The sequence below is a fragment of the Nocardioides sp. CCNWLW216 genome, from assembly GCF_037120545.1.
Lineage (GTDB): Bacteria > Actinomycetota > Actinomycetes > Propionibacteriales > Nocardioidaceae > Nocardioides > Nocardioides lianchengensis.
In genome coordinates this window covers 383,844-396,266 of the sequence record NZ_JBBBBJ010000004.1, presented here as the reverse complement: position 1 = coordinate 396,266, position 12,423 = coordinate 383,844, and the positions used below count along the sequence as shown (strand labels likewise).

Here is a 12,423-nt window from a genome sequence, read left to right as displayed (position 1 = left end):
CTCCTCCCCATCCGTACCTGGCCCGAGCGGCCCGGCCACAGTAGAACGTGTTCTCGTTTGCGGCAACGCGGGCCCTTCTACCCGCGTGTTGCCGGAGTCACTCCCTTGCGTGGCGTCCGTCACACTCGATGGCAGGTTAAGTTTCCGTCGTGGACAGTGCCTCGTTCTGGTCGTCGTTCCCGCACGACCCCCGGGACCCGTCGTACGCCGGACTGCGCGCCTCGGACACCGAGCGCGAGATCGTCCAGCGCGCGCTCGGCGAGGCGTACGCCGAGGGCCGCCTCGACCGCGAGGAGCACGACGAGCGCAGCTCGGCGGTCTCTAGCGCGAAGACGCTGGGCGAGCTGCCCCCCGTCGTGGCGGACCTGCTCCCCGTGCTGGCGGCCCGTGTCCCGGCGTCCGACCTGGTGCGGGCCACGCCGTCCGACCTCCAGCAGCGCGCGGAGCTGGCCTGGCGCAAGGACCTGCGCGAGGCGTTCGGCACGTTCCTGCTGCCCACCCTGATCTGCTGGGTGGTCTGGTTCCTCACCACCGGTCCCGGCTCCCACCCGTGGCCGGTGTGGGTGATGCTCGGGACCGGCATCAATCTCGTGCAGACCGGGCTGCGGCGCGGCGAGATCGTCGAGAACCACCGTCGCCGGCTCGAGAAGAAGCAGGCCAAGGAGCAGCGCAAGCGGGAGCTGGGGCCGTGAGCACCGACCAGCCGGTCTACGGACCGCACGATGACCCGCACGCTGAGCGGCACCGGGTCCGCCGGGTGCTCGGCAAGAACCCCTCGGCGGTGCTGCTGGCCGCCCAGCTGGGCGGCGTGCTCGCCTACCCCTACCTGGGCGAGAACCGGCTCGGCTCCGCGCTGTTCGGGGTGGTGCAGCTGGCGATCGTGGGCACGGCGCTGTGGGCGGTCCGTCGTACGCCGGCGCTGTCGTGGGTGGCCCTGGGGATCGGCGTCCCGGCGATGGCCTTCACGATGGTCGAGGCGCTCTCCGACGCGAGCTGGGTGGTGCTGGTCTCTGCGCTGCTGCACGCGCCGCTGTACTTCTACATCTCCTACGGGATGATCCGGTACCTCTTCCACGACGACCGGGTGACCACCGACGAGCTCTACGCGACGGGCGCGGCGTTCACCGTCGTCGCCTGGGGGTTCGCCTACGTCTTCACCGCCGCGCAGGTGGTGTGGCCCGGTTCCTTCATCGGCTCGGACGCCTCGGCGCAGCGGGAGTGGTTCGAGCTGCTCTACCTCTCCTTCTCGACCCTCACCAGCGTCGGGCTCTCCGACGTAGTCCCGGTCGAGCCGCACGCCCGGTCGCTGGTCATGGTCGAGATGCTCGCCGGCGTCCTGTACGTCGCTCTCGTGGTCGCCCGCCTGGTCGGCCTGACGGTCAGCCGCGCGAACCGCTGACTTCCCCCTGCCCACCGCCGAACCGAGAAGGCCCGGGGGTCAGGCGACGACCCGGTCGAAGCGGTAGCCGGTGCCGGCCACGGTGCTGATCCACTCGCGCTGGGTGCCGGCCTTGCGCAGCTTGCGGCGCAGGCTGGCGACGTGGACGTCGACGAGGAAGTCGGACTCGATGAAGTCGCCCGCCCAGACCTCGCGGACCAGGGCGCCGCGGTCCCAGGTCGCGCCGGGCCGGCTGGAGAGGGTCGCCAGCAGATCGACCTCGGTCGGGGTCAGCGGCAGCGGCTGGCCGTCGAGAAGCGCGACGTGGCGCACCGGGACCAGCACCAGGCCGCCGCCGGCATCGACCACCCGGTCGTCCGCCCCGGTGCTCTGCACGGCCAGGCCGGTCGGGGCCGGGGGCGGCTCGGCCGCCGGGTCGCGACGCTGGCGCGGCCGGCGCAGGAGCGCGGCCGCGCGAGCCCGGACCTCGCGGGGCGAGACCGGCTTGGTCATGTAGTCGTCGGCGCCCACGTCGAGGCCGACGAGGCGGTCGGCCTCCTCGACCCGCCCGGTGATCATCACGACGTACGCGTCGCTGAACTCCCGGATCCGCCGGCAGACCTCGACGCCGTCGAGGTCGGGCAGGGTCAGGTCGAGCGTCACGAGGTCGGCGTCGACCTCCCGGATCCGGGCGATCCCGTCCTCCCCGGTCTCGGCCGAGGTGACGTCCAGGTCGAGCTTCCCCAGCACGTGGGCGAGCAGCAGCCGCACGTCCGGGTCGTCGTCGACGACCACTGCGGTCTTGCGTGAGTGCACCGAGCCTCCTGAGCCTGGTCGATCCCCCCAGGTTTTGCCATGATGCCACTGCGGGTACTCCCCGCGGACGCAGCAGTACATGGGGGGCTCTGTCCGGGTGACCGGAGAAGGGCTGAGCAGCACACATGGGGACAGCAACGACCACGGCGGCGCCTGCCGTCGTACCGGAGGAGGACCGGCGCCAGCGCGCCGTCGAGAGCCTCGCCCTGGCCGAGGGACAGCCCGTCGAGCGCCTGGACCGGATCACCCGGCTCGCGCGGACGATCTTCGAGGTGCCGTTCTCCTCGATCGCCGTCCTCGACGGTGACCGAGCCTGGTTCGCGAGCATCCAGGGCGCGGACCTGCGCGGGCTCCCTCGACAGGAGACCTTCAGCGACCGGGCGGACTCCGCCAGCGTCCTGCTGGTCGTGGAGGACACCGCGTCCGACCCCCGCTTCGCCGACCTGCCTGCGGTCACGGACGACGGCATCCGGTTCTACGCCGGACAGCCGCTGCGGGACTCGATGGGCAACGTCCTGGGAACCCTGGGCCTGTTCGACGTCGTGCCCCGGACCCTCGACCAGGAACAGCTCACCACCCTCGTCGACCTGGCCGCCTGGGCCGAGCAGGAGCTCACCGCGTCCACGGAGATGACGCAGGCCCGCCGGGTCCAGTCGTCCCTGCTGCCGGCGCGGCCGGTCCGGGTGCCGGGCTGGACCGTGGACGGCCTCTGCCTGCCCGCGCTGGCGGTGGGCGGCGACTTCTACGACTACGGCGTCGGCCACAGCGTGGCCCACGTCAGCCTCGGCGACGTCATGGGCAAGGGCACCGGCGCGGCCCTGCTCGGTGCCGGTGTCCGGGCCGCGATCCGCGGAACCCACGAAGCCGTGGTCGCCGGGGTCGACCTCGGGATCACCGCCACCCAGGTCGCACGGAGCCTGCTGCCCGACCTCGAGCGGGCCGAGTCCTTCGTGACCCTGCTCGAGGCCGCGGTCGACCTCGACGACGGGTTCGTCCGGCTCGTCGACGCCGGGTCGGGGCTGGCGCTCGTCGTACGAGCGGACGGCACCGCGACCAACCTGAGGGGCGAGGACCGGCCTTTCGGGGTCCTGCCCGACGACCACTGGTCCGAGCAGCAGCTCGACCTCGACCCCGGCGACCGGCTGCTGCTCTTCAGCGACGGGTTGCTGGACCTGCTCGACGACCCGGTCGACTGGGTCCCCGAGGTCGGAGCACTCGTGCACCGGGCCGAGGACGGACCCGGCGTGCTCGCCTCGGTGCTCGCCCTGGGGCACGCCCGGACCCCCCTCGACGACGTCACAGCGGTCGTCGTCGTCCGGGAGCGGGGCCAGTGAGCAGACGTCTGCTGCTGATCCGCACGATCGTGGTGCTCACGGCCGTCCTGGGCGTCAACTACGTCGCCTGGAGGTGGCTGCACTCCGTGCACTGGGCGGCGTGGTGGATCGCCGTGCCGCTGGTGATCGCGGAGACCTACAGCCTGATCGACTCGCTGCTCTTCGGGCTGGCCATGTGGCGGCTCAAGGAACGGGGCGACCCGCCGCCGGCCCCGCCGGACCGAACCGTCGACGTGTTCATCGCGACCTACAACGAGCCGATCGAGCTGGTGATGGCCACGGCCCGGGCGGCCCAGGCCATCCGCTACCCCCACGAGACCTGGATCCTCGACGACGGCAACCGCCCCGAGATGCGGGCCGCCGCCGAGGAGGCGGGGATCGGCTGGATCACCCGGTCGGCGGACTGGGCGAACATGCCGCGGCACGCCAAGGCCGGCAACCTCAACAACGCGCTGCTGCAGACCGAGGGCGAGTTCCTGCTCATCCTCGACGCCGACCAGGTCCCGCTGCCGGAGATCCTGGATCGCACGCTCGGGTTCTTCGAGGACGAGCAGATGGCGCTGGTGCAGACCCCGCAGTGGTTCGTCAACGTTCCCGACGACGACCCGCTCGGCAGCCAGGCGCCGCTGTTCTACGGGCCGATCCAGCAGGGGAAGGACGGCTGGAACGCCGCCTTCTTCTGCGGCTCCAACGCCGTGATCCGCCGCGAGGCGCTGATGCAGCTGGGCGTCTCGCGGTACGCCGGCGAGGTCGAGGTCGGCGTCCAGCGGGCGCTGAAGACCGCCGGCACCGTGATCGCCGAGGCCCGGGAGCAGATCGACCCGGACGACGACCGGGTGATCCGGGCGCTCGACCAGATCGAGTACGACCTCGGCCGGGCCAAGCGCGAGCTCGCGCGCGGAGTGGCGCTGTTCGACGTCACCTACAAGTTCCAGAAGCGGGTCGCCGCCATCCGCCGCGACCTGGTCGAGGCCGATCTGACCGCCCTGCAGGCCGACCTGGCGGTGATCGCCGAGCTGGAGGAGATGACCGGCGAGCCCGGCTCCGGGCTGGCCACGCTCAACCCGGTCGCGCTCGAGCAGATGGCCCAGCGCGACTGGTCACCGCTCGGCGCCGTCGAGACCGTGCAGGCCCTGGTCGAGGCGGTCGACGTCGACCGCGCCGGCGAGGCGCAGCCGATCATGCCGCTGGCCACGATCTCGGTCACCGAGGACATGGCGACCTGCATGCGCCTGCACGGCCTGGGCTGGAAGTCGGCGTACCACGACGAGGTGCTCGCCCACGGCCTCGCGCCGGAGGACCTCCCCACCATGCTGACCCAGCGGCTGCGCTGGGCGCAGGGCACCGTGCAGGTGATGTTCCGGGAGAACCCGCTGGTCCAGCGTCGGCTGACCTGGGCGCAACGCCTCATGTACTTCGGCACGATGTGGAGCTACCTGTCCGGCTTCGCCGCGATCGTCTACATCGCCGCGCCGGTGGCCTACCTCACGATGGGCATCCTGCCGGTGCAGGCGCTGAGCACGGACTTCTTCGTCCGGCTGGTGCCGTTCCTGATCATCAACCAGCTGCTGTTCTTCGTGGTGGCGGCCGGGCGCCCGACGTGGCGCGGGCAGCAGTACTCCCTCGCCCTGTTCCCGGTGTGGATCAAGTCGTTCACGTCCGCCTTCGGCAACGTCTTCCTCGGCCGCGACCTGGACTTCGCGGTGACCCGCAAGACCGGGGCGCTCGACGAGGGCCCGCGCTGGGACCTGATCAAGCCGCAGCTGATCGCCATGGCCGCGCTGACCGCAGGCGTCGTCGTCGGGCTGGTGCGGCTCGCGGTCGGTCAGGCCGCCGCCTTCGGCACCCTCTTCAACATCGTCTGGGTCGTCTTCGACCTGGCCATCTTCTCCGTCATCATCCGCGCCGCGCTCTACCGCGGCTTCAACCCCGGGGTGTCCCCCGAGACCCCTCATGGAGGAGCTTCGTCATGATCGAGATCGACGTCTTCCGACGGCCCGACGGCGTGGCCGTCGTGGTGCCCCAGGGCCGGCTCAACATGGTGGCGGCCCGCCAGATGAAGGACCTGCTGGCGATCCTCCTGGAGGAGGGCACGTCGCGGATCGTGGTCGACCTCGACCGCACCACGTTCCTCGACTCCTCCGGGCTCGGCGCGCTGATCGGCGGCCTGAAGGGAGCCCGGCAGGCCGGGGGCGACCTGCGCATCGCCCGGCCGACGCCCGAGGTGCTCACCGTCTTCCAGCTGACGAACATGGACAAGGTGCTGCGACCGCGCGACGACGTCGAGAGCGCGTTCGATGCCTGACCCCACCCCCGACGGGCTCCATCTCGACCAGTCCATGCCGACCACGCCGGACGCCGTGGACCTGGCCCACGAGCAGCTGGCGCGCCTCTGGGCCGCCGACGGCGACGTGCTCCCGGCCGACCGGGTGCGCTTCGAGCTCGCCGTCATCGAGATCCTCGGCAACATCGTCGAGCACGCCTGGATCGCCGACGAGGGCAGCCCGTCCGAGCGTCGGCTGACCCTGGCCCTGACCCTGACCGACGAGCGGCTCGAGGCCGTGCTCGGCGACAACGGCCGGCCGGCCTCGATCGACCTCAGCACCGCCACGATGCCGGACGCGGACGCGGAGTCCGGTCGCGGTCTCGCCCTCTCCCTCGCCGCGGTCGACTCCCTGGAGTACGAGCGGGTCGAGGGCCGCAACCTGTGGCGGATCCGGTGCGACCGCGCCCCGGCGTGATCGCCCTGCGAGCCGCTCTCGTCGCGGTCGTCACGGTGCTCGCGGGGCTGTTGCTCGCCCCGGGCGCGACCGCGGCCGACGACGTCCCCGCCCCGGAGCAGGGCGCGCCCTGGTACGGGCCCGGCCTCGACTGGACCAAGGACAGTGCGGCGGCGTACGGCGAACGCCTGGGCGAGACCCCCTCGCTCTACAGCCAGCGGGTGAACTACCCGCTCGGCGACGACGACACGACGTACCTGCGCCAGTTCGCCGGCCAGGCCGCCACCCAGGGCGCGGTCGCCGCCGTCACCCTGGAGCCCACGGTCCCGCTCGACGAGCTGACCGTCGCCGACGCCGAGGAGCTCGCCGACGAGCTGGCGACCCTGCACGACGAGCTGGACCAGGTGCTGCTGGTCCGCTTCGCGCCCGAGATGAACGGCACCTGGTACGGCTGGGCCCAGCAGCCGACCCAGTACGTCCGGGCGTTCCGGACCGTCGCCGACGCCGTGCACGCGGCCACGCCGTACGCCGCGATGGTCTGGTCGCCGGTCTACGGCGCGGGCTACCCGTTCGGCGCGGCGTACGGCGACGTCGACCCGGACCGCGAGGGCGACACGGCCGCCCTCGACACCGACGAGAACGGGATCCTCGACGGCGCCGACGACCCGTACGCGCCGTACTGGCCGGGCGAGGACGCGGTCGACTGGGTCGGCATCACGCTCTACCACTTCGGGGTCGACCGGGGTCGCGAGGACAACGACCTCGACCCGACCACCGGCGGCCAGACCGGCGACGACGAGATCAGCGAGGGCTTCGAGCCCGACGTCGCACCCGAGCAGGGCGACCTGGAGGCGCGCCTCGACGAGACCTACGGGTACGGCGACCAGGGGTCCGGGCGCAAGCCGTTCTACGACCGCTTCGCCGAGCGCTACGACAAGCCCGTCCTCCTCGAGACCGGCGCCCTGTGGCGGCCGGACGGCGAGGGGGACTCCGAGATCTCCATCAAGCGCGGCTGGTGGCGCCAGGTCTTCGCGGCCGGCCAGGACCGCCCGCTGATCGCCGGCATCTCCTGGCTGGAGCAGAAGCGCCCCGAGGCCGAGGTGCAGGGCGACGAGGTCGACTGGCGGGCCACCCGCACGGAGCGGCTGGCGGAGGCGCTGCGCCGCGACCTCGACCGGTACGGCGTGCGCGTCGGCCCGGTGACCCGGGTGCTGGACCAGGAGGCCGCCAACGAGGCGACCGCGCAGGGCCGACTCCCCGACGCCGACGACGGCGGCGAGATGGGCTGGATCGTCTTCTGCGCCGCCCTGCTGGCCGTCGCCTTCGTCTTCGCCGGGTTCGCGGGCCGCTTCATCCCGTCGTGGCGCTACCCCAACGAGCACGATACCCGCGACCAGCGGCTCGACCTGTTCCGCGGCTGGATCATCCTCACGGTGGTCCTCACCCACACCGAGCTGACGAGCCCGTACTCCTACATCAGCCTCAACGCCATCGGCGCGATCACCGGTGCGGAGATGTTCGTGCTGCTCAGCGGCATCGTGCTCGGCATGATCTATGCGCCGACGGTGCGCAAGCTCGGCGAGTGGCGTACCGCGGTGGTGATGTGGAAGCGCGCGCGCAAGCAGTACCTCGTCGCTCTCGCCGTCGTCCTGATCATCTTCCTGCTCGGCCTGCTGCCCTTCGTCGACGCCACCGCGATCACCACCTTCACCGACCGCGGCACCGGCGAGAACGGCCAGGTCGTCCAGGGCCAGGTCTACGACCTGTACGCCAACGGCCCGCGGCTCTTCGACTACCCCACCCCCTGGTACGCCGTGAGGCAGCTGCTGCTCCTCGAGATGGGCCCGTGGGTCTTCAACATCATGGGTCTCTTCGTGGTGCTGAGCCTGCTGCTGCCGCCGATGATGTGGCTGGTCCGCCGCGGCTACTGGTGGGTGCTGCTGGCGCTCTCGTGGGCGGCCTTCGTCTACTCGGCGATCTACTCGCCGCACTGGCTGCCGTCGCAGTTCGAGGACGTCTTCCCGCTGCTGACCTGGCAGATCGCCTTCACCCACGGGCTGGTGATCGGGCACTACCGCCGCCAGCTCACCGCGGCCCTCACGTCGCGCTGGGGCAAGATCGCGTGCACGGTCTTCGTGCTCGGGTACGCCGGCGCGCTGGTCTACCTCTGGCTCGGGCACGCCTACGGGTTCGTGACCACGCCGTTCCCGGACACGACGTACGCCTACCTCTACCAGCACGCCTACACCCGGATCTTCCTGCAGCCCGGGCGGCTGCTCGACCTGGTGCTGATGATCGTGGTCGCCTTCGCGTTCCTGACGACCTGCTGGAAGCCGGTCAACGCGGTGGTCGGCTGGTTCTGGACGCCGCTCGGCGCGGCCAGCCTCTACGTGTTCATCGTGCACGTGTTCTTCGTGCTCGCCATCGCCAACATCCCCGGCCTGGACCGCGGCAGCCTCTGGCAGGGCACGGTCATCCACACCGTCGAGATCCTGCTGATCTGGCTGATGGTGAAGAAGAAGTTCCTCTTCTCCGTGATCCCCCGCTAGGGCTCAGCCCTCCCAGCCGGGCGGGCGCAGCTTCTTCGGCAGACCGACCACGACCAGCCGGTACGACTCGTCCACGGCCTCGATCAGCTCGTCGTCCGGGATCGCGCCACCCAACGCGAGGTCGTTCCAGCCGGAGCGGCCGATGTAGGCCATCACGCTCGCGTCACCGGGGTAGCGCTCGAGCCACTCGTCGGCGACCTCGCGCGTGGTCGCGCTCTTCACCCCGACCCGTCCGGCGCCCAGGAAGGCGAAGATCCTGCCGCGCTCACCCGGGCCGACCTTGACCACCGGGTGCTCGTGGTCCCAGGGGTTGTCGGCCCAGGCCCCCGGCTTGGCCAGGCAGTGCGCCTGCATCGTCTCGACGTCCATGCCGAGGAGACTAGGTCGGCTTCCCCGCGTCGGCGTACGACGTCACGACCGAGACGTTCAGCGGGAAGTCGACGGCCAGGTCGCGGAAGAGCAGCCCGCCGGCGGCGGCCGCGGCCTCGACGGTCGCCGCGGCCACCGCGTCGGCCAGGCCGACCGGGGTGTGCACGACGACCTCGTCGTGGAGGAAGAACACCAGGTGTGGACGGGACTCCAGCGGCCCGTCGCCACCGAGGCGCCAGAGCCGGTTGCGGAGGTCGGCGATCCAGCACAGCGCCCACTCGGCGCCGGTCCCCTGGACGACGAAGTTCCGCGTGAACCGGCCGTAGGCGCGGCGGAGGCGGGTCTGGCTGTCGGGGTCGACGGGCGGGTCGTCGGGGTCGCGGTCCCAGGCCTCGCCGAGGCTGGGCGAGCCGCGACCGAGCAGGGTGCGGACGACCTGGGCGCGCTCCCCCGCCCGGGCGGCCTCCTCGACCAGCCCGAAGGCGGCCGGGTAGCGCCGGGTGAGGCCGGCGACCAGGCGACCGCTCTCGCCGCTGGTGGCGCCGTACATCGCGCCGAGCAGGCCGAGCTTGGCGTCGCCGCGGGTCGCGACGGCGCCGTCCTCGACCATCCCCTGGTAGAGGTCGGCGCCCCGGGCGTTCCTGGCCAGGGCCCGGTCGCCGCTCATCCCGGCCAGCACCCGCGGCTCGAGCTGGGCGACGTCGGCGACCACGAAGGTCCAGCCGTCGTCGGCCACCGCCGCGGGCCGGACGACGGTCGGGATGGACAGCGCGCCCCCGCCGTTGGACGACCAGCGCCCGGTGGTCGAGCCCGCCGGCTGGTACGACGGCCGGAACCGCCCGTCGCTCACCCACTGGTCGATCCAGCTCCAGCCGTTGGTCTGCCAGAGGTGGGCGGCCTGGCGGTAGCGCAGCAGCGGGGCGATGCCGGGGTGGTCGAGGCCGCGGAGGGTGGACATCCGGATGTCGGCGACCTCGAACCCGGCCCGGCGCAGGGCACTCAGCAGCTCGGCGCGCGAGTCGGGATTGAGCGTCGGCGCGGCGAACGCCGTACGGACCTCCGCGACCAGCGCCTCCAGCCGGGCCGGCCGGGCCCCGCGCGGCGGGCGCGCGCCCACCAGCTCGGCGAGCAGCCGCTCGTGCACGTCGACCCGCCACGGGATCCCGGCGTGGGTCATCTCGGCCGCCACCAGCGCCCCGGCGGACTCGGCGGCCAGGAGCAGCGCGAGTCGCGACTCCTCGGTCGACGCCGCGACGACCGCCAGCTGCCGGGCGTCCTCGAGGTCGGCGCGCAGGTGCTCGGCGGTGTCGTCCACCGAGAACAGCGCGGGGTCGGACGGCGTGCTCGGCCCCAGCCGGTCCCAGTGCGCCGACTGCTCCCCCACCAGGAGCCCGGCGTCGGCGGCCGGGGCCCGCCGGAGCAGGTGGTGCGCCAGCCGCAGGTCGTGGCAGCGAGCGACCCGGACCCCGGCCGCCAGCAGCGGCGGGTACCACCGCGCGGTGTCGTCCCACACCCAGCGCGGCGCGTCGGGCTCGCGCCGCTCGACGTACGACGGGAGGCCGGCCAGCGCGAGCTCGTGCTCGCGCCCCTCCTCGACGACGAGCACCCGCTCGTCCGGCAGCCGCGAGAGCGCGATCCGGGTCATGGCGGGGGGACCTCCGCCTCCCAGCGGGCCCGCCGCTCGGCGTCGGACTGCTCCCACCAGGGGGTGCCGCGCTCCCCCAGGGCGACCTTGGCCGCCTGCACGCCGTCGCGCGACGCCCGCTCCTCGTCGGTCCCCTTCGTACGACGGACCTCGCGGCGCCAGGCCATCAGCACGTGCTGCAGCTCGTCGCGGCGCTCGGCCGGGATGGCCGGATCGGTCGCGCGCCAGCGGCGGCCGTCGATGACGACGTACCGGCCGTCGGGGGTGTGCTCGGGACCGTCGCTCACACCGGGACGCCGGCTTCGAGCGCCTCCCGATCGATGACCCGACGGGCCTTCACGCGGTAGCGGACGATCTGGGTCAGGCCGAGACCCCAGACGAGGTACTGGACGCTCATCGCCCAGCGGAAGTCGGCCGGACCGTAGTCGGTCGACGTGCCGGGGGCGCGCCAGTCGAGGACCAGGCCGATCGCGACGACCAGACCCAGGCTGGCCACGAAGCCGGCGACGTTGATGATCCCGGTGGCGCTGGCCAGCCGGGCGGCCGGGTTGGAGGTGCGACCCAGGTCGAAGCCGATCACCGACGCCGGTCCGCCCACCCCGGTGACCAGGACCAGGACGACCAGCAGCCCGAGCGGTGCCTCTCCGGGCCAGGCCAGCACCGCCGTCCAGGCCGACACGATCGCGCCGACGATGACCAGGACCATCGACGAGCGGTGCCACGGGTGCCGGGCGACCAGCCAGCCGAGCACCGGCCCGACGAAGGCCATCGAGAGGACGATCAGGCTCAGGAGCAGGCCGGCCTCGGTGCTGGTGCGCCCCTCGCCCCGGACCAGGAACGGGTAGCCCCACAGCAGCGCCAGCGTCGTGGCGCTGCACTGCGAGGTGAAGTGCACCCAGAACCCGAGCCGGGTGCCGGGGTGCGACCAGGACGCGGCCAGGCTCGCGCGCACCGCGGCCGGCGACAGGGCGTGGCCGCGGACGTGCCGGCGGCCCGGGGCGTCGCGGAGCAGCACCAGGCCGAGCAGGGCGAGCACCATCCCGAGCGACGCGGTCACCAGGTAGGCCCGGGTCCAGCCGAAGCTGCCGAGTGCCCAGGTCATCGGCACCGTCGCGCCGATCGCGCCCAGCTGCCCCATGGTCCCGGTCAGCTGGGTGAGCAGCGGGATCCGCCGGGGCGCGAACCAGATCGACAGGATCCGGAGCACGCAGATGAACGTCATCGCGTCGCCCAGGCCGACGAAGAACCGCGCCGCCAGCGCCACCGGGTAGCTCTCGGCCAGCGCGAACCCGGTCTGCGCGAGCGAGAGCAGCACCGCGCCGGTCAGCAGCACGCTGCGGGGACCGAACCGGTCGACGAGCAGCCCGACCGGGATCTGCATGCCGGCGTACACGAGCAGCTGGAGCATGGTGAAGGTGGCCAGCTGCGCGGCGGTGATGTCGAACCGCTCGGTGGCCGCCAGACCCGCGACCGCGAGCGAGGAGCGGTGGAAGACCGCCAGGACGTAGATCGCGAGGGCGACGAGCCAGACCGAGTACGCCGTCCGCTGGCTCGGCGCGGAGGTCTCGGTCACTCCCGCGATCCTACGCTCGACCGACGGCGCCCCGCGCCC

The 12,423-nt window shown here is 72.6% G+C and carries 12 protein-coding genes; 7 read left to right on the top strand and 5 right to left on the bottom strand.

The genetic code is table 11. The features are described 5' to 3' along the window. Nucleotides 1–149: 149 nt before the first annotated feature. Together V7S47_RS12100 and V7S47_RS12095 are read left to right on the top strand one after the other, a co-directional pair. Nucleotides 150–692 carry a DUF1707 SHOCT-like domain-containing protein gene (locus V7S47_RS12100; protein ID WP_336561784.1) on the top strand — a complete coding sequence of 181 codons (543 nt, stop codon included), beginning with the start codon at nucleotides 150–152 and terminating at the stop codon, nucleotides 690–692. After that, on the top strand, nucleotides 689–1,399 hold the full coding sequence (locus V7S47_RS12095) for a potassium channel family protein (protein WP_336561783.1): 711 nt from the start codon (nucleotides 689–691) through the stop codon (nucleotides 1,397–1,399). Before V7S47_RS12100 ends, V7S47_RS12095 begins: the two co-directional genes overlap by 4 nt. 39 nt (nucleotides 1,400–1,438) lie before the next feature. Here V7S47_RS12095 and V7S47_RS12090 read toward each other — a convergent pair whose 3' ends face one another. Then, the gene (locus tag V7S47_RS12090; RefSeq protein WP_336561782.1) at nucleotides 1,439–2,194 is read right to left on the bottom strand and encodes a response regulator transcription factor; all 756 of its coding nucleotides are present in this window, start codon (nucleotides 2,192–2,194) and stop codon (nucleotides 1,439–1,441) included. A 125-nt stretch (nucleotides 2,195–2,319) separates the two neighbouring features. On the opposite strand from V7S47_RS12090, the gene V7S47_RS12085 reads away from it, so the two are divergent. From V7S47_RS12085 to opgC, 5 genes are read left to right on the top strand one after another with little or no spacing between them, the layout of a single operon-like run. Beyond that, nucleotides 2,320–3,528 carry a PP2C family protein-serine/threonine phosphatase gene (locus V7S47_RS12085; protein WP_336561781.1) on the top strand — a complete coding sequence of 403 codons (1,209 nt, stop codon included), beginning with the start codon at nucleotides 2,320–2,322 and terminating at the stop codon, nucleotides 3,526–3,528. Then, the gene (locus V7S47_RS12080) at nucleotides 3,525–5,501 is read left to right on the top strand and encodes a glycosyltransferase family 2 protein (protein ID WP_336561780.1); all 1,977 of its coding nucleotides are present in this window, start codon (nucleotides 3,525–3,527) and stop codon (nucleotides 5,499–5,501) included. Before V7S47_RS12085 ends, V7S47_RS12080 begins: the two co-directional genes overlap by 4 nt. Further along, nucleotides 5,498–5,833, top strand: a complete 336-nt coding sequence (locus V7S47_RS12075; RefSeq protein ID WP_336561779.1) for an STAS domain-containing protein — start codon at nucleotides 5,498–5,500, stop codon at nucleotides 5,831–5,833. Before V7S47_RS12080 ends, V7S47_RS12075 begins: the two co-directional genes overlap by 4 nt. Next, nucleotides 5,826–6,269 carry an ATP-binding protein gene (locus V7S47_RS12070; RefSeq protein WP_336561778.1) on the top strand — a complete coding sequence of 148 codons (444 nt, stop codon included), beginning with the start codon at nucleotides 5,826–5,828 and terminating at the stop codon, nucleotides 6,267–6,269. The genes V7S47_RS12075 and V7S47_RS12070 overlap by 8 nt, the downstream gene beginning before the upstream one ends. Beyond that, complete coding sequence (gene opgC / locus V7S47_RS12065) at nucleotides 6,266–8,797, top strand: OpgC domain-containing protein (protein ID WP_336561777.1); 2,532 nt, start codon at nucleotides 6,266–6,268, stop codon at nucleotides 8,795–8,797. The genes V7S47_RS12070 and opgC overlap by 4 nt, the downstream gene beginning before the upstream one ends. Nucleotides 8,798–8,800: 3 nt before the next feature. On the opposite strand, the gene V7S47_RS12060 is transcribed toward opgC, so the two are convergent. The 4 genes from V7S47_RS12060 to V7S47_RS12045 are packed head-to-tail and all read right to left on the bottom strand — an operon-like array spanning nucleotide 8,801 to nucleotide 12,384. Beyond that, on the bottom strand, nucleotides 8,801–9,166 hold the full coding sequence (locus V7S47_RS12060; protein WP_336561776.1) for an MmcQ/YjbR family DNA-binding protein: 366 nt from the start codon (nucleotides 9,164–9,166) through the stop codon (nucleotides 8,801–8,803). Nucleotides 9,167–9,176: 10 nt separating this feature from the next. Then, nucleotides 9,177–10,811 (bottom strand): bifunctional 3'-5' exonuclease/DNA polymerase, encoded by a 1,635-nt coding sequence (locus tag V7S47_RS12055; RefSeq protein WP_336561775.1) that lies wholly within the window; start codon nucleotides 10,809–10,811, stop codon nucleotides 9,177–9,179. After that, on the bottom strand, nucleotides 10,808–11,098 hold the full coding sequence (locus V7S47_RS12050; protein ID WP_336561774.1) for a hypothetical protein: 291 nt from the start codon (nucleotides 11,096–11,098) through the stop codon (nucleotides 10,808–10,810). Before V7S47_RS12050 ends, V7S47_RS12055 begins: the two co-directional genes overlap by 4 nt. After that, nucleotides 11,095–12,384, bottom strand: coding sequence for an MFS transporter (locus tag V7S47_RS12045; protein WP_336561773.1), 1,290 nt, complete (start codon nucleotides 12,382–12,384; stop codon nucleotides 11,095–11,097). Before V7S47_RS12045 ends, V7S47_RS12050 begins: the two co-directional genes overlap by 4 nt. Nucleotides 12,385–12,423: the final 39 nt, after the last annotated feature.